This is a genomic window from Flavihumibacter sp. UBA7668, assembly GCF_002483205.1.
Classification (GTDB): Bacteria; Bacteroidota; Bacteroidia; order Chitinophagales; family Chitinophagaceae; genus Flavihumibacter.
Genome location: NZ_DLHM01000005.1, coordinates 297962 through 315957, shown reverse-complemented (window position 1 = coordinate 315957; position 17996 = coordinate 297962). Strand labels below are relative to the sequence as shown.

General features: G+C 35.5%; 20 protein-coding genes. 2 read left to right on the top strand and 18 right to left on the bottom strand.

Annotation, left to right across the window (positions count from 1 at the left end):
• Window position 1 precedes the first annotated feature (1 nt).
• Window positions 2-427, top strand: coding sequence for a response regulator (locus B2746_RS13475; protein WP_290794861.1), 426 nt, complete (start codon window positions 2-4; stop codon window positions 425-427).
• A 60-nt stretch (window positions 428-487) separates the two neighbouring features.
• Here B2746_RS13475 and B2746_RS13470 read toward each other — a convergent pair whose 3' ends face one another.
• Both B2746_RS13470 and B2746_RS13465 read right to left on the bottom strand, forming a co-directional pair.
• Window positions 488-1096 (bottom strand): RloB family protein, encoded by a 609-nt coding sequence (locus B2746_RS13470; protein ID WP_290794859.1) that lies wholly within the window; start codon window positions 1094-1096, stop codon window positions 488-490.
• Complete coding sequence (locus B2746_RS13465) at window positions 1080-2441, bottom strand: AAA family ATPase (RefSeq protein ID WP_290794857.1); 1362 nt, start codon at window positions 2439-2441, stop codon at window positions 1080-1082. Before B2746_RS13465 ends, B2746_RS13470 begins: the two co-directional genes overlap by 17 nt.
• 148 nt (window positions 2442-2589) lie before the next feature.
• Between B2746_RS13465 and B2746_RS13460 the strand changes: the two genes are divergently transcribed.
• Window positions 2590-3036, top strand: a complete 447-nt coding sequence (locus B2746_RS13460; protein ID WP_290794855.1) for a TylF/MycF/NovP-related O-methyltransferase — start codon at window positions 2590-2592, stop codon at window positions 3034-3036.
• 100 nt (window positions 3037-3136) lie between these two features.
• Here the strand turns inward: B2746_RS13460 and B2746_RS13455 are convergent, their stop codons facing one another.
• From B2746_RS13455 to B2746_RS13380, 16 genes are all read right to left on the bottom strand, one after another.
• On the bottom strand, window positions 3137-3568 hold the full coding sequence (locus B2746_RS13455) for a type II toxin-antitoxin system VapC family toxin (protein ID WP_290794853.1): 432 nt from the start codon (window positions 3566-3568) through the stop codon (window positions 3137-3139).
• Entirely contained in the window at window positions 3568-3813 is a 246-nt protein-coding gene (locus tag B2746_RS13450; RefSeq protein WP_290794850.1) for a DUF6364 family protein, read from the bottom strand. The genes B2746_RS13455 and B2746_RS13450 overlap by 1 nt, the downstream gene beginning before the upstream one ends.
• Before the next feature lie 521 nt (window positions 3814-4334).
• Window positions 4335-4628 carry a hypothetical protein gene (locus B2746_RS13445; protein WP_290794847.1) on the bottom strand — a complete coding sequence of 98 codons (294 nt, stop codon included), beginning with the start codon at window positions 4626-4628 and terminating at the stop codon, window positions 4335-4337.
• On the bottom strand, window positions 4618-4869 hold the full coding sequence (locus B2746_RS13440; protein ID WP_290794844.1) for a hypothetical protein: 252 nt from the start codon (window positions 4867-4869) through the stop codon (window positions 4618-4620). Before B2746_RS13440 ends, B2746_RS13445 begins: the two co-directional genes overlap by 11 nt.
• A 145-nt stretch (window positions 4870-5014) precedes the next feature.
• Window positions 5015-6886 (bottom strand): polysaccharide biosynthesis protein, encoded by a 1872-nt coding sequence (locus tag B2746_RS13435; protein ID WP_290794842.1) that lies wholly within the window; start codon window positions 6884-6886, stop codon window positions 5015-5017.
• Window positions 6887-7052: 166 nt separating this feature from the next.
• Window positions 7053-8192, bottom strand: coding sequence for a DegT/DnrJ/EryC1/StrS family aminotransferase (locus tag B2746_RS13430; RefSeq protein WP_290794840.1), 1140 nt, complete (start codon window positions 8190-8192; stop codon window positions 7053-7055).
• A gap of 1 nt (window position 8193) precedes the next feature.
• Window positions 8194-8790 carry an acetyltransferase gene (locus B2746_RS13425; RefSeq protein ID WP_290794837.1) on the bottom strand — a complete coding sequence of 199 codons (597 nt, stop codon included), beginning with the start codon at window positions 8788-8790 and terminating at the stop codon, window positions 8194-8196.
• Window positions 8787-9392 carry a sugar transferase gene (locus B2746_RS13420; protein WP_290794834.1) on the bottom strand — a complete coding sequence of 202 codons (606 nt, stop codon included), beginning with the start codon at window positions 9390-9392 and terminating at the stop codon, window positions 8787-8789. The genes B2746_RS13425 and B2746_RS13420 overlap by 4 nt, the downstream gene beginning before the upstream one ends.
• Window positions 9393-9424: 32 nt before the next feature.
• The gene (locus B2746_RS13415) at window positions 9425-10561 is read right to left on the bottom strand and encodes a glycosyltransferase family 4 protein (protein ID WP_290794831.1); all 1137 of its coding nucleotides are present in this window, start codon (window positions 10559-10561) and stop codon (window positions 9425-9427) included.
• Window positions 10533-11744 (bottom strand): glycosyltransferase, encoded by a 1212-nt coding sequence (locus B2746_RS13410; protein ID WP_290794829.1) that lies wholly within the window; start codon window positions 11742-11744, stop codon window positions 10533-10535. Before B2746_RS13410 ends, B2746_RS13415 begins: the two co-directional genes overlap by 29 nt.
• A gap of 21 nt (window positions 11745-11765) precedes the next feature.
• Window positions 11766-12863, bottom strand: a complete 1098-nt coding sequence (locus B2746_RS13405) for a glycosyltransferase (protein ID WP_290794827.1) — start codon at window positions 12861-12863, stop codon at window positions 11766-11768.
• Between the two features lie 40 nt (window positions 12864-12903).
• Entirely contained in the window at window positions 12904-14340 is a 1437-nt protein-coding gene (locus B2746_RS13400; protein ID WP_290794824.1) for an O-antigen polymerase, read from the bottom strand.
• Between the two features lie 13 nt (window positions 14341-14353).
• Window positions 14354-14878, bottom strand: a complete 525-nt coding sequence (locus tag B2746_RS13395) for an acyltransferase (protein ID WP_290794822.1) — start codon at window positions 14876-14878, stop codon at window positions 14354-14356.
• A gap of 9 nt (window positions 14879-14887) precedes the next feature.
• Window positions 14888-15808, bottom strand: coding sequence for a glycosyltransferase family 2 protein (locus B2746_RS13390; RefSeq protein WP_290794819.1), 921 nt, complete (start codon window positions 15806-15808; stop codon window positions 14888-14890).
• Window positions 15809-15835: 27 nt separating this feature from the next.
• Window positions 15836-16699: a UDP-N-acetylmuramate dehydrogenase gene (gene murB, locus B2746_RS13385; RefSeq protein ID WP_290794816.1), complete on the bottom strand. Its 864-nt coding sequence runs from the start codon at window positions 16697-16699 to the stop codon at window positions 15836-15838.
• A 1-nt stretch (window position 16700) separates the two neighbouring features.
• Complete coding sequence (locus B2746_RS13380) at window positions 16701-17996, bottom strand: flippase (protein ID WP_290794814.1); 1296 nt, start codon at window positions 17994-17996, stop codon at window positions 16701-16703.

Genomic DNA, 17996 nt, shown 5'->3' with positions numbered 1-17996 from the left:
CATGAAACCTGTTCATATACTGTTGGTAGAAGATAATGAAGGGGATATTGTGTTAACCCTGGATGCTTTTGAGGAGAGCAAGATCAAAACCGATATCAGTGTGGTGAAGAATGGGCGGGATGCGTTGGATTTTCTGCATAGAAAGGGGGATTTTGCCAATGAAAGAAAGCCTGATTTAATACTTCTGGATATCAATATTCCAATTTTAAACGGGCATGAGGTATTAAGTGAAATCAAGCAGGATCCGGAGTTGAAGAAGATACCGGTAATTATGTTAACGACTTCTTCGAATCAGAAGGATATCAATCTGGCGTATGAGAATCATACCAACAGTTATGTAACGAAGCCGATTGAGATGGAGGATTTTTTAAAAGCGATTTTACGGATAGAGGAGTTTTGGCTGCAGCTGAGCAAGCTGGCGGATTAGGTGTCAGACAGGTGTTAGAACGGTGTTAGGCACATGTTAGAACGGTGTTAGAACAGAGTTCTAATAGCTGTCTGACACCTTAGGTGGAAGCAATTGTTCTGCAAGCTTCCACAACTCTGAGCTGCCTGGATTAGGGAAGTAACCAGTTGATTGATAATTAATCCTGGCATTTTCAATTGCAAACTCAATTGCAATAGGATGGAAATCTGAATTAAAGCCACCATCAATTATTCTTGCAAGAAGTGGTTTCCAGAAACCACAAGATGAAATATCGCCTGCATCAGGCAAAAATTTCAATACATGAAAATATAACCAAACTTCAAAACAAGGATTGCTCTGTGCAATGTTCCAATTTTGATGCCGGCTAGTTTCCTCTCTAATTGTATGTAAATGTAAACCCCACCGGTCTGTATCAATAACAAACCAAAGTTTATCTTCCGTTGGGTTAAGAGAAAATTCTTTTTCAACCTCCAACGCTTTCGTAATTAATTGACTGGGAGAACTTCCATGTCCACTTCTTATGGGAACAATTTTAACTCTGGACGATAGTCCATCAAAAAAATTAAAATAATCCGGTTCTCTATTTTGCCCTTCACAAATAATAATAAAGAGAAAGGAGTCCCGAAAAGGCTCCTTTTTCTGGTAGGTAAATCTAATCGGCTTGGGCATATTGATCCCAATTTAAGTCCTTTAAATTTCCCAGAAATGGGATTCCTCCATACCTCCCTGTTAGATAACCTTTACGGATATCAATAGTATGATGCTCTTTAAATTCACTGAGAGAATAAATTTCTGTGGCACCCGATTTATTTTTTTCTGCAAACCAGATTTCATCCTGGCGAAATATTTCCTGATCCAACAAATTAGATTCGTGTGTTGAAAATATTAATTGTCCGGATGTAGCTGAATCAAAAGAAAATTTCTTTACTAATTCTTTTATCAATAAAGGATGAATGCTTCTTTCAATTTCATCAATCAGGAATATTCGTTTATTGTTTATTGCTGAGTAGAAGGCTGGTAAATAATCTAATAATCGTCGTGTTCCATCCGATTCTTCATCTGCAGTAAATCTCACTTTTCCGCCATCCGTTTCATGTAAAAAATAAAGGCGCTTTGCTACAACTTTTCCATTTATTAATACAAACAGTATTTCTTCATTATCCGTTTGAAATGGTCTAACTTTTTCGGGGTTTGCTCTTAGTTCTGCTGAAATACGTTCGGTCTGGTGCCTATCATCCTCTCCAAAAAAATCCTCAATTGGAATATTTTCAATCAGGATATCAAGAATTCCTGTATTAAAAGATTTCATTACTGAAACTGCAAATAACCTAAATGAAGAATCTGTTTCTAATTGCAATACAAGTCCCTGTGGTTTATAATCAGGCATAATTGGAACCAGATCTATAACAAACCATTGCAATGCCTGCTTATAAAGGTCAAAAACCTTATTTTTCCTACTTGCCATATGAAATAAAACCGGAGTATTTCGTTTCAGTACTTCGTTTTTAAGAAAAAGAGGAAACAGTCCAGCTTCTTTATCTTCAGTTACTTCTTGAGCGAATTCAACTTCAAGTGCATTGTCACTCACAGAATCAGTTCGTCTGAATAAAACAATATCTCCCTTTTTGTTCAACCCGCTAATCTGCAATTCTTCTTCAATAATAATTCCCTGATTAATTGTGATGCCGTAATAAAAAGGAAGATCGTTCTTAATAAATTCAACGCCCAGGTAAATATCTTTGGTTCTTGCTTCCGGGTCAAATTTGAATGACTGGGTCAATAATTCAATTGGTAATTCTCCCGTTCTAATAAAATCATGCAGCAGGGTAAGGCTCTTAATCAGGTTACTTTTTCCTGCCCCATTTGCTCCATACATGGCATTTATCTTGAGAATATCAACCCCGCTATCGCTATACACATGGTGTGCTAATCGGGTAATCCGGCCCGGTAGCATATTAAACTCGGTTAGTTCTTTAAATGAAAACAGGTTCTTTATGAGAAATCTAATTAGCAATGTGTGAATTTTTCACGCAAAATACATTTTTTTAGCATAAAAACGATAAAATACGCACCATGTAAGTTATTATTGTGAATTTATCACAAAATTTACAGTGAAATTATTCACTATCTTACTTTGCTGAAAAACGGCAGCGCTGCATTATATGAAAAATTACGCAGTAGATCTTGAAAAGAAATGGGATTATGAAAATGGTTTTTACCTGACCTGTGAAACCAGCCGAATCGGAAAATTTCTGAATCATCTGGAGATTTACCAGCAGATAATTGACTTACCGGGCGATATACTGGAGTTTGGGGTTTATAAGGGTACTTCTATTGTACGCCTGTTATCCTTCCGCGATTTGTTGGAAAATGCCAGTTCACGCAAAGTATTCGGTTTTGATATTTTCGGAAAATTTCCGGAGGACCTGGAACTGGAATCTGACCGGAAATTTGTTCAGCAATTTGAAGGAGCGGGTGGGTATGGAATAAGCCGGGAATCGATTGAAGGCGATATTCTACAAACCACAAAGGAATACCTGCAAAAAAACAGTTCCGGAAAAATTGCCTTGCTGCATATTGATGTGGATGGGATGATTATGGAACTGTAGCGGGAGAGACCCGGGCAGTGGATGAATTTTTCAAAGGGCAGGATGTACTGATCCGGAAGCCGAAATACAATTATATTCCGTCTTATATCATCAAATAAACTTATTGCTGGTATTCCTGCTGCAGCATACCCACCGCTTCCTCTGCGGTATAAACCGGTAAGATGCTGTCTTTGAAATCTCTTGTATTCCGGGTAATGATGGCGGTGATTTTTTTATCAGACAATGCGGTGAAATATTGAATGGAGTCTTCGAGCTCTTTGGCATTTCCTGCAACCGTTTTTAGGATTATTTCTTTGGTGAGATCCATTGTTATGGTCAACCGCTCGAGTTCCCTTAATAAAAAAAGCAGCTCTTTATGGGTGCAATATTTTTTGATGATGTAAGCGATATGCGAATAGGATAAAGCAGAAATACAGAGTTTTATTTTACCTTCTGCAGCCAGATCGAAGAGCTTTGCTGCAGGCTTTGCAAAGGGCTCTCTGTTGACCAGCACATCTAACACTATATTGGTATATAAAAAGAGGTGGGTCATTACCTGTATTTTTCCTCCAGGCTTTTTGCCAACTCCTCTTTATAGTCCAAATTTTCGGGCAGTTTAACGGCACCCATCAGCCTTCGAATACGGGGAGAAATTTCGTTTTGGCCGGATTTATTGCCTGACAAGGATTTCAAATAATTTTCCACCAGATCAGAGAGACTGCGTCCTTTACTTTGGGCATAGCGTTTGGCTGATTCAATGATTTCTTTATCGATAGTCAGGGTCAATTTCGTGCTCATACACGTGTTTTATTGAAGTAAATATACGTATTATTTGCCAATATCTTTGGTAGTGGAAGTGGGTTTCTGTACTCATGGCGTACTCATCCCGTACTCGTGCCGTACTCGTACAAGACTTTCAACTTATCTTGAAAAGGTCGTATACGCATAGATCAAGTGTAAATGCGACAGAAAAACGAGGATTTGGGTCAAATTTATCCTTACTTCATCCAAACTTGATCCTAGCTTCTTCGTACTATCACGGAGGTAATTCAACTTATCTTGTTAGCTGATGGTGGTTTGGTTCCGGATTTATTAAGGGCTTTACTTTCATATGAACTATTGGATGCAATCAGTCCGGGGTATCAATTTATTCTGTTCTAACACTGTTCTAACTAACACCTGTCTGACGTCTAAGACGTCAAAGCTGGTGGCAATTTTAAAAATACCATTTCCGGTTTTGTTGATGTTTAACGGGATCTGGTTTTTTTCATTGGTCTTTACGCCTGAAAAGGAAATGAAAGTGGAGTGAGTTGTTGTTTTTAACCTGATCGTTTTGTTGATGGATCTTTACTTGTCATAAAAACACTGAAAACGACAATAGTGGTTTCAATTACTTCAAATACCACTGTGTACGGAAAACGTTCGATTTTGCCTTGCCTTACAGGCATTTCATAAAAAGAATAACTATGAGGATTTCGAAGTAAGCTAAAGTAAAACTGTTGCAACTCTGCTAAGAACTCCATTCCAAGGCCTTCTCTCTGCAACTCATACCAGTCAAATGCCTCTACTATTTCAATGGTAGCCAAGGGGCGAATTTCCAGCTCATAGACCATGTCTTTTTGATTTATCCAGCGCCATTTCTTTCACCTGTTCCCAGGTATAGGATACACCTTTCCCCTGGAGGTAATTTTCCCTTTCTTCAGCAATAAGAGCTTTACGTGCATCTGAACTGTTGGATTCGTCCTGTTTTGCATGAACATAATTCTTCGCCACTGTGAGTAGAGATTCTTTCTCCACTACAGTCAGTTTTGACCAATATTTCATGAATTCATTATCAATTAAGGGAATTGCCATACCTGAATTTAATACAAATTTACTCTTTCCGGGTAGTTATTGAAACAAAAAACCACCCGAATTGGGTGGTTTCAATTTATTCTGTTCTAACACTGTTCTAACATGTACCTAACACTGTCCTAACACCTGTCTGACGTCTTTGACGTTAGGCTTCCAATACATGCTCCTGGTATTCGGGAAGCAGGTTTTTGATCTGGTGGCGGATGCGTTGCTGTTTGTGTTGAAGCGCAGCTTCTACCAGTTCATTGATTTCATTTTCGAGCCATTCCTGGTTGATACCGATTTTCTTGGCCTTCATGATCAGGGGATGGTGGGTAGCCAGCAGCTTCTCCGATTCTTTGAACAACTCTTCGTACATTTTTTCACCCGGACGCAGACCGGTGAATTTGATTTCCATGTCTTTACCCGGGGTATAACCGGCCAGGCGGATCATTTTGCGGGCCAGGTCGATGATTTTCACCGGCTTGCCCATATCAAATACAAAGATATCGCCTCCGTGGCCCATTACACTGGCTTCGAGTACCAGGCGGCAGGCTTCGGGAATGGTCATGAAGTATCGGGTTACATCGGGGTGGGTTACGGTAACCGGACCACCCTGCAGAATCTGTTTTTTGAAGAGGGGCACTACCGATCCATTGGAGCCGAGTACGTTTCCGAAACGGGTAGTAATGAATTCAGTAGAGGAAGAGCGATCGGATAGGCTCTGGATATACATTTCGGCCACCCGCTTACAGGCACCCATGATATTGGTGGGATTAACCGCCTTATCGGTGGAAACCATGATGAATTTCTGTACATCAAATTTCAGGGCAGCATCGGCCACTATTTTGGTTCCCTTCACGTTGGTAAGCACCGATTCGCTGGGGAAATATTCCATGATGGGTACATGCTTGTAAGCTGCAGCATGGAAGACAAAATTGGGGCGATAGCGGTCGAAAATGCTTTCGATTCGGTATTTATCGCGAACGGAGGCAACTTCCACGCAGATATCCACCTGCTTGTTCATGCCTTCCAATTCCAGTTTAAGATCATGGAGAGCCGACTCTGCCTGATCGAGCAATACCAGCTGAACTACGGGATAGTTCAATAACTGGCGACAGATTTCACTTCCAATTGAACCGGCGGCACCGGTAACCAGCATCACTGCTTCGTGATAGGTACGTTTGGCGCTGATATTATCGATACTGATTTCATCGCGTTCCAGGAGCGATTCGATGGTCAGTTCTTTTAACTGATTGATCCGGAAGATGCCGTTGATCCATTCCTGCAGGGGTGGAATGATGGTTACTTTCACACCGCGGGAGGAACAGAATTCGAAGAGGCGTTCTTTCCGTTCGGAGGGCAGGTTATGCACCGCCAGGATCATTTCATCCACTCTGTGGTGGGCCATGAGCTTGCGGAAGGCCAGTTCAGGGGAGTAAATTTTGAGACCATCCAGGCTTTTCCCCTGTTTAGAGATGCTGTCATCGATAAAGCCGATGATCTGCATTTTGGTATCCTGGTCAATTTCAAGGGCTTTTTTGGTAGCCAGACCTATATCAGCAGCGCCATAGATCATAATCCGGCGCTTCTGTTGTTTACCTTTATGGAAATTTCCGGAGATCTGGAATACTTCCCGAACAAAGATCCGGAAGCCGGTAAAGAGAAAGGTTACCAGGAAACAGTTGATGAGCAGGAGTTCCAGGCGGATGTATTCAAACAGCCCGGTTGAAGCACTTATACTGGTGATAATCAGCCAGCTAACCAGTTGAAAAAGGGCAAAGCTAACAACCCGGGTAATATCCCGAATGCCGGAAAAACGAACGATGCCTGAAAATGTGTGGAAAATGACCATGCCGGTAATACCAATCACAGCATTTACGACAAAGGCATATTTATATAGCCAAAGCGTACTTAATGAAATACTAAGGCGGTTGGAGAGATAAATTGCACTCCAGAAAGCAAACACCAGGAAAAATGATTCAATAAGGAACAGAATCCACCGGGGTGTCAGCTCTTTAAGTAGTTGATTTCGCATAATAAGGTTTCACGGAAAGCCACCGCAAAAATAAGAATCATTTATTTATTAAATCTACTTAAATAAGTAGTAATAAATATCAACTCAAAGATTTTTTATTTTAACGTGACCAGTTTTAATAATTCCCGTTTAATACGGGGCTTTTAAGTACGCTGTATATGCAAATTTATTGCCAGACTGAACTAAAATGAGTGATAACCCGGTTGAGATCGTCGGAATTCAGGTTGGAGCCGCTGGGGAGGCAGAGTCCGTTTTCGAACAATTTTTCTGCTATCTGTCCTCCAAAATAAGGGAAACTGCTGAAGACCGGTTGCAGGTGCATGGGTTTCCAGAGCGGCCGGGTTTCTATGTTTTGTTTTTCCAGGCTAAGCCGGATTTTTTCGCGATCAACCCCTCCGGATTGCTTTGGATCCACTGTTATGGCTGTCAGCCAGCGATTGCTAAAAGAGCCTTCCAGTTCGGGCTGAAACTCAAGTCCGGGCAGCTCTTGAAAAGCTTTTGCATACAATTGAAAATTAGCACGTCGCTGCGCCACACGATCGTTCAGTACTTCCATTTGCCCTCTTCCGATACCGGCGCAAACATTGCTCATGCGGTAATTATAGCCTATTTCTGAATGCTGGTAATGGGGGGCCGGATCCCTGGCCTGGGTGGCCAGAAAGCGGGCTTTTTGAATTAATTCAGCATCGTTACCAATCAGGGCACCACCACCACTGGTTGTTATGATTTTATTTCCATTAAAGCTCAGCACGCCCAGTTTTCCAAAGCTGCCGCAGGCTTTACCATCATTGGTTGACCCGAGGGCTTCAGCGGCATCTTCAATAACCGGAATATCGTATTGAGCAGCAAGTTGATTAATGGCCTCCATTTTTGCCGGCATGCCATAGAGATGAACGGGGATGATGGCTTTGGGTAATTTATTCCTCGAAATGCAATAGTTGATGGCTTCTTCCAGCGCATTGGGATCCATGTTCCAGGTATTGGGCTCACTGTCCACAAAAACCGGCGTGGCACCCAGGTACCTGATTGGATTGGCAGAGGCCGAAAAAGTCATGGACTGACAAATAACAAAGTCATCAGGCTGAACATTGAGCAGGATTAATGCAAGATGAATGGCTGCAGTTCCGGAAGAAAGGGCTGCCGCATAGCTGGTTTGTGAATAATTGGCCAGATCTTTTTCAAAATTGTCTACATGAGGGCCCAGGGGAGCAATCCAGTTGGTATTGAATGCTTCAGTTACATAGGTAAGCTCTTTTCCTCCCATATGGGGAGAAGAGAGCCAAATTTTTTTTGATTGATTGTCCATACTATTCCGACTTATTGTATTTAATTATTCTGGCTGGATTTCCAACTACTACAGCAAAATCAGGAACGTCTTTTATAACAACTGCTCCCGCGCCAATAATAGCCCATTTGCCAATTTTTATACCTTGAATAACCGTTGCACCCGCCCCAATCCAGCTACCCTCTCCCACTGTAACTGCGCCAGCCAGGGTGGCGTTGGGTGAAATATGTACAAAATCACCAATTAGGGCATCATGATCAATTACAGCACCTGTGTTTAAAATAACATGTTTTCCGACTACTGAATTGGTATTCAGGATAACACCGGCCATACAAACAGTTCCCAAACCAATTTCACAATAATTTGAAATGATGGCTTTGGGATGTATGGCAGTGGTAAAAACATAGCTATTATTTTTGCAGATTTTTTCCCGAATTCGGTTATCACCAATTCCAATAATTACCTCTTCAATGGATTGTTGTTCTCGTTTAAAAACTGAAAACTCATTTACAATTGAATCAGAAGGCTGATCTACCCAGAAGCTAATATTCCAAATCCCCTGTTCTTTGAGAATTTCGGCAATTACCCTTGCATGTCCACCTGAACCAATAATTATCATTTTGAACCTTTAAATTTCTCCATTGTAACCGAAGTGGATGAACTTATTCCTTTACGCTGAAATACCTTTATTACTGTTTTATATATTATGATTAAATCCAACTTAAACGAAATATTGTCAACATACCAAATATCTAATTCAAATTTCTGTTCCCAACTTATTGCATTTCTACCATTTACTTGTGCCCAGCCAGTAATTCCGGGTTTAACTTCATGCCGTCTTGATTGTTGATTGTTATACAATGGTAAATACTCCACAAGTAATGGCCTGGGACCAACTAGACTCATATCGCCTTTTAACACATTTATAAGTTGAGGAAGTTCGTCAATAGATAAAGCTCTAACAAAACGCCCAAATTTAGAAATTCTCATTGCATCTGGAAGTAGAAAACCATGTGCATCTCTTCTATCATTCATAGTTTTCAACTTGATAATAAAAAAAAGCTTACCATTCTTACCGGGTCTTTGTTGGTAAAAAAAAGGCTTGAAATCATTCAATAAAAACAAAATACAAATACTAAGGATTAAAATAGGGAGCGCTAGCACCAAAACTATTACACTAATTATGATATCAATAAATCTCTTAAAATAAATTAAATACAAAATAATTTTTTTAAACAGGATATAATTGAATTCTATTCTCCAATAATACTTTGATATATTTTTCTAGCTGTTTCTACATTTCTATCAATTTCAAAAATTTGAACAACTCTATTGAATCCATTTTCTTTAAACTCCTCAATTGGATATTTATTATTTAGTAAATCATCAATAACTTCTGCGATAAATTCGCTTTTGCGAGGATCTAATGCAATACCAGTTTTCCCATTTATAACCAATTCTGGAAGTCCACCTCTATTAGAAGAAACTGTAGGCACTTTATATAACAAACTTTCAAATACGCCTCCTAAATTTTCAGAAAGCGATAAATAAATAAAGGCATCAAAGTTTGATATTATTGAATAAACATTAGAATAGCCCCCAGTAAAAATAACCCTACCATTCTTTATAGAATTTGCTTTCTCAATTAATTTATTCTCATATATCTTATTCTTCCCAAAAGTTGTTCCAGAAATCACAAGCACAACATCATTACGTTTTTCTAATAATTTTTGGTAGGCATCAAGTAAAAACTCGTGCCCCTTTATCCCAATATTTTTTAAAAGTTTAGGGGGATAAATATAGGATGCAGTTCCAATAATTTTAACATCATCTGGTATGTTAAATTCATCTCTAAGTTTCCTAATATCACTTCCTTTAACTCGCTCTAATAATTCGTTCAAATTAATAAATGCATAATTTAGAAATACTCGGTGTTGTGATACTCCCATTTGCAAATAATAATTTCGTATACACTCAGATGTCGCTATCCAATAGTCATACTTCGAAGCACTTAATTTATCCGCGTATCTAATCAATTTGTTTTCTAGGTGTAGTGGACCTACAACTTGAAAAATCTTTGGTATTTTTATATCACGCAAAAACAATCTTGAATAAAAAGTTGTTTGCACAAACCAACTATGAATAATTGTAGGCTTTTCAACTCTTATAATCTCTCTTAAATGCCTACCACGCAAAAACACTTTGAAATCTATACTAAAATCGAATGGATATACATTTTTGCAAATTTCTTGGTAGTCCTTATAATGCTTCCCACCTTCAGGAATTACAACACTAAAAGTAATATCTGAAAATCTATTCCGCAAAGCTTTAATCAACTCTAAAGCCCAAGTAGCACCCTCACTAGTTTTTATTAAATGAAGTATATGCATTAAATTTTGCGTTTCCAATTAAAAAATCATAAAACCCCTTCCTCCTCATTTGCAATATTGAATTTTCAAAGTTTTTCGAAAATTCCCAATTTCTTCCCGCAGCAATATTATATTCATTTTCATTCTTTAACAATACTGTAATACGCTTTGCCAGAGTTGAAATATCATCTACTTTTACTAAATTTTCTTTATTCAATAATTCAGGAATTCCTCCTACATTAGTTCCAACACATGGAAGCCCTCTCGCCATCGCTTCTATTAATGCACGTGGAATTCCTTCAGTTCTGGAAGCCATTAAAAACAAGTCAGACTCATCCAAATAATTAACTACCAATTCTTTACTGACATTCCCCACAAAATTCACCTTATCGTTGATTCCAAGTGATACTGAAAGCTCTATTAAGTCATTAAAATATTTTCCATCGCCAAGCCAAATCAACTTCGCATTAACTCCACTAATATTCAAACTTTTTATAGTTTTTAGTACCAAATCGGGGGCTTTATACAATTGCTCAAGAGAACCTACTGAAATTATAATATATTCTCCCTTCTCCTTATAAATTTTGGGGGTCAGTGAGTAACTTTCATTATTAAGCATAACATTAGATGCATGAGTTGTAAAGACTCCCCTATTTGTTGGATATCTCTTCTGAAGCTGAGATTTGGTTACATATAAGACGGCAGCAGCCCGCCTAACTTGTAACTTTAATAAATAAAAGTTTAAAATCCTTAATAATGGACGTAGAGGATGCTTAATAGTTCCAGGCGCAAAAACTTCCCATGGATCACCAACAACTTCTAATCCATAAGGGATATTTTGCCTCCACAGCTCTTTTGTAAAAATGTTAGAAATAAATCCTGGAACACGAAATAAGTATATAAATTTTCTATTTACTAATTCCCTAGAAATTAGTGATTGAATTTTTCTATAATTCTTAAGAAAATCAAAAAGGCCAATATAATACGGACAATCATGAAAACGAACACGTACTGATGAGGCTAAATACTCTTTATTTCCTTTATAGTTTGGATCATTCTTAACTCTTGCAAATACAATTATTTCGTCAAAAGATTCAAGATACCTTGCCCATAAATAATTGCTAAATGAACCATCGATTGAATAAACCGTATGTTTATCGACACGAACAAATCGAGCTTCAGTTACAAAAAACAAATTTGTCAAGACATATTTAATTAAAACATACTAAAATAGCTCACCTAGAAAAATATTAAACTGCTTCTTATAGTTAAAATTGTTTTCCGCCCATTCTTTAAGAATAACAAAATCATTATTTATATACGCAGCAGAAACTTCCTCAACAAAACCCCAAATATCATTTGGATCTCTTAGTCTTGGCCAATTATTTTGAGGAATAATCTCTTTAATTGAAGGAATATTTGATGCCACAACCGGGACTCCAGAAATCATAGCCTCAATTAAAGCATTTGGCTGACCTTCTGTAATAGAAGGAAATAAATACAAATTAAAAGATCCTAACACTTTTGGAATATCTGAGTGATATCCTACGCAAAAAACAGTAGCTTCTAAATTGTTCTCCTTATAAATCTCAAGATCAATAATCTTTTCAGTTCCTTTACCAACAAGTACAAAGCAAATTTTATCACCATATTGTTTTTTAAGAATCACTGCCAAATTAAGAATTAAATTATGATTTTTAGCAGGATCAAATCGGCCAGTATGTCCAATTACAAAAGAACTGTCTTTTATATTTAACTCCTTTCTAAATCTTTTATCTATAAGCACATCTTTAAAATCCTCTGGATCAATTCCATTATATACAACATTTAATTTTGAATTCTTAAGTCCTTGCTTACCAAAATAAAATTGAATTGCAGCGTATGAATTTAGCAATATTCTTGTTGAAAAGAATATTGTAACATATTTCAAAAGATAATTAATTAAATTTTTAAAAAATGAGGCTTTAAACCGATTGCTGGAATTCCTGTAAAAGGAAATTCTTATTTTAATACCAGCCAAAAAACTAACAAACAAAGTGTTTGCCGAAAAATTCCCAGAAAAATCACAAACAGAACATGGTTTATAACTTTTTAAAAGTTTATAAAACCTAAAGTATTCAAATAAATTAAAATCATTTAACGAAAATCTAAATATTTCAACATTCTTTAATGATATATATTTATCATGAAGTTCTCCAAACTCCCCTGACCTGCAAATAACAATGGCTCTGGAATCCCCATTTATATATTTTAAAAACCTTAATAAATAATTTTCAATTCCGCCTGAATTTAAACTTGTTATAATAAAAAAATATGTACGCATTTATAAAAATTAGAAAAATAAAAAAGTAATAATATTACTCCTAAGTTCTTTTCATGTTAAAGACATATTTATTAATCAAAAGAATAGCAAAGACCCACAAAACTGTTCTAAGTTCAAATCCAAAAGAGGAGCGCGCAATATAAATTGAATTTCCTATATAAGTAATTATCATACAACTTATAAATAGCGACGGTAACCCTTGACTGAACATAGAAACTTCTAAAATTCTAAATAAATAACCAAACAAAAGCATTCCTATTACAATTCCAAATAGTCCAAAATCAAAATAGAAATCGGCCAAACAAGTTGTACCTTCTCCTGAATAAGGAAAATCACCTTGATTAATCCATGTTACAAAACGTGCAGAACTTCGATATTTGTAATGTGAATCACCAAACATCAAATTATTTAATGGATTGAAAAATGGAATTCCTAAAGACAATTGTTGGTATTGAAATCGACCAAATAAAAAATCATGCCGTTCAGGAATGTAATTTACTGTAGTATGATAAGCTCTAATCGATGTAGCAAGTTCTTGAGTAAAAGGAAGAATTGACTTTTGAGGAAATCTACTTTCTTTATTTAAACTACTCTGAAATCGTTCAAAAAAACCCAATGATTTATCTTGACTTCTAATGCTACCCAAAATGGTAAATAAAAATCCACCCAATATAATAAACAACACATAAAAATACAAACGAATCTTAAATTTTGTTACCATTAAATAACCTGAAAGAAAAATAAGTGAAAAAGTAATGATTGGTCCCCTATCTCCACTAAACATTACAGAAACTAAATAAACAACTAAACAAATAAAAAAAGGTCTTCCTAAATATTTAATGTACTCCCATATATTTCTAAAATACCTATCCTCTATAGTGGCATTACGACACATTTGTATAATATATGCAGATACAACAACTTCGAACAACAATATAAAATAAGTTGCACCTGTACCCATTTCAACTTCACCATAGTGTCCTGCTAAATAAAGGGGATTAACAGTAAAAAAATAGCTAACTAAAAAAAAAGCAGATAACCATAATAAGAATTTTGCCTTGTATGGTCTTTCCTCAAATTTCCTCTTTACTCGCTTACCTAATAACTTATCATTTCTATCAAAATAATAACCCAACAAAAAAGATGTAAGTCCTATAACCGAAAAATTTAAAGCTTTCAAGACTACATCTTCATTAACCCAAATGTAAGAATAGCTGCTATTTATAGCACCAGTAACAAAATCCAAAATGTGCTGAAAATGAACAACTACAAAACCAATTAAAAAAAAAATAGAATGCTTAAAATATTGCCCTTTTAAAGAACTAATTCTCTCAGGAGTTAAAAATGAGGTTAAAAAAATTAATGCCACAAAGATTAGATGTAGAATCATTAATTCCATATTCATCTCATCAGGTAAAAAAAAACCTAATAAAATAAAAAAAAGCAAAGAAATAAGAAATATAATCTTTGTTATCACTACCCAAAAAATATTAAAGCAATTCTTTTTTAATAAATCGTGATTCGTCAAGGCCTAAAAGATATTTTTTCTTTTCCCGATATCCCATACCTTTTGATTGTACATTGTATTTAAGCATACGTATTTCAAGTGAATCAATGTCAGTAATTATTCGGGCAGGATTACCAGCTACGACAGAATTTGAAGGTATACTTTTTGTTATCACAGAACCAGCTCCAATTACAACATTATCTCCAACAGAAACACCAGGCAAAAGCAATGTATTATTTCCAATGTAAACGTTGTTACCAATCACAATCTTTCCAAACGAATCAAAACTTGGGTGCTTTTTTCTGAATACCCAGCCACCACCATGTGTAAAAAATTTAACCTCATTTGTAATTTGTACATTATTTCCAATAGTAACTAGGTAAGGTTCACTTCCAAAATTGGCCCCGCTTATTTTGCAATTGTCACCAACTTTTACTCCTACAGACTTAGCATATCTTACACCATTCCAAAACTTTCTTTTATAATAATCGTATAATCTGCTAAACATAAATGATGATTATGAAATTAACTTGAAGAACTGTCGAATTCCGTAAAAAATAGGCGCTAATAAACTTTTTCTATTAAATCTTAATAAAAAGCTTGAATATTCGTAACACACATCAAATTTTCTATTCAATGAATTCAAATAAATTAACCTTAGAAGAAGTTTGTTGCAATTAGTGGGATTAAAAAGTAATGCAGCTTTTTCAGAATATTTATCCAAGGAATCTGTTCCTGTTTTTAATCTCTCTTTGAATAAATACGAGGCAAAACATGATAAAAGCGTTGGAATTTCAGATTTTGCAGACTGCTCAGATACAGAATTTTGAAATTTTATTAGAGTGTAAAGTTTATCTGGAATAACATGTATTTTAGATATCAAAATAATCCTATACCAAAGGTCTTTATCTTGGCGGAATGTAAAATAACTTCTATAACCGCCAGCCTTCCTGTAAACATCCATTTTAAACATAGCTGTACCATGGGTTAGTCTGTTTCTTACAAGAAGCTCGTTTGCAGATACAACTTCAACATTTTTAAATTCAGCTTTATGATTATGTAATTTCGTACCAACAACTCCAACATCAGTATTTCTTTCTAAGTAATCAACCTGAGTTGCTATTCGATTAATATCAGAAATATCTCCGGCACCATGAATTGCTGCATATTTACTATCAACTGTATTTAAAACATTAATTAAACTGTTAGTGAAACCAAGGTTTTCATTGTTTCTTACAATTTTTATATTCGGTATCTGTCCAAATTTATCAGACAATAAATTATATGTATTATCCGAGGAAAAATCATCCACAATAATTATCTCAATATTTTTATATGATTGATGTATAAGACTACTTATTGATTCAATCACACCTGATTCTCTATTATGATAAATAGTAATGATTGTTACTTTTGAATCTATTGAATTAGGAAACATTTAAAATAAAATCAAAAATTTATCAAATTATATCAATCTCTGTTCAATTTCTAATTCAACTCCGAATTCTCGCAAAACAAGCTCTCTTACATGATCTATAATTTTAACAATATCACTCCCTGAGGCTTTATTGAAATTAATAATAAATCCACCATGCTTCTCTGAAATTTTTGCACCACCAACGACCAAACCTTTAAGATTTAAATTGTCTATAATGGCGCCAACAAAATATCCAGGAGGTCTTTTGAATACGCTACCAGCATTTGGAAATTCCCTTGGTTGTTTTAGCCATCGTTGATCTCGGATTAAATTCATTTTAGTTTCAATACTTCCCCGATCACCAGGAATCAAATCAATTTTTGCAGATAATACGATGTTGTTTTTGTTCTTCTGAAAGTAACTATTCCTATATTCAAAACTAATTTCAGACTTACTAAATTCCCGAACCTTATTTGTTTCAAGATCCAAGAATCTTACAAAACTTAATACATCTTTGATCTCCTCTCCACTCGCACCAGCATTCATCACAACAGCCCCACCAAGTGAGCTTGGTATATCATAAAAAACTTCTAGCCCAGTTAAAGAATGCTTGAGAGCCAATAAACTCAAATCAGATAATAGCATTCCAGCTTCTGCTCTTAGTTGGCTTTCATTTGCACAAAAAGCATATGAGTTATAATTTCCATTAAATATGATAAAATCATTCTCATATCTGTTTTTAGTCAAAATGACATTATTACCATTACCTAAAACGACACAATTATCAAGAGAGGTTTTAGAAAAATATTCAACAATTTCATTTTCGCTATCAAAAAAAATAGCTCTTTTACATACAGAATTAATTCGGTAAGAGTTATAATTTGTAAGATCAAAATCACTATAAATTTTCATATTATCTTTTAATGATTTTTAAAACTGAATAGTACAATTCTTTGAATTCACTTCTCTTAAAAGTGAAGATATCAATAATAGAAAGTCGCGTTTCCTTACTATAAAAAATAATGAATAAAACTCCAGCTAAGGAATAACTTATAGTTGATGAAATTGATGCCCCTACTGCTCCATATTGCGGAATCAACCAAATATTTAAAAGAATGTTACAAATTAAACCAGGAATCATAGCCTTCATGCTTACCCAAGGCTTACCTTTTCCTGCCAGATCCATATTCATAACTTTGAATACTGTTAAAACAACAACACCAGGCAATAATATTTGCAAAACCCTGACACTTCCCATAAAATCTAAGCCATACAAACCCACAATAATATATTCAGCTAAAAAAAATAACACGATAGAAACCAAGCTAATTGCAATGATAGAAATTCTCAATAGTTTTGCCACTTTGTTAGAGAAAAGTAAATCATCTTTTGCATTTGAACTTCTTGCAAATACTATTGTACTCAGCACCATAGGAATCTGCCAAAGATATTGAGTAATAGACGCTCCTTTTGAATATATACCCGTTTCATAATTACTACTCAGTCTTTCCAATAATATAATATCAATCCGATAATTTAAATTAATAACCATTAAAGCAATAGCGTAAATAATACCTAGAGATAGTAAAGATTTTATAACAGAGTATTCAATTTTTATTCTAAAAGAATTTAAGAAATCATTCTTGAATAACATTATAAAGAACATAAAAATTGGGCCTAATAGGGCTGCTAGCATAGCTCCATTTAAACCAGCATTTAATGGAACCAGGAAAAAATATGTTGCTAAAAGAATTACAACATTAGGTAACCAATTTACTTTGTTAAATTCTTTAATTTCATTTTTTCCTAAAAATATACCTGAATTATAAGTGACAAACAGACTAAATGGAATCGGCGCAATGGCAAGTAAGACTAATTCGCTTTTATAGTTATTTGGCGAAAAGAAAAACAACAAAGCAGCACAAACTATAATACAGAAAAGTGATGTAAAAAACCATATCTGAACAATTGCGGTTTTTATACTTTCAATTGAAATTGAATTCTTGCCAATAAAATAAGTAGTGGACTGTCGAATACCTAAGGAACCAATAGTCATAAAAAGAGAAGGATAAACAACTAAACTTGAAATTATACCATTATTCTCTGGCCCCAAATACCTAGCAGTAATAATAGAAACTCCAAGTCCACAAAAAATTACTGCTATTCGCGAGAATGCTACACGAACAATGTCTGACACAAATGTAGCCAT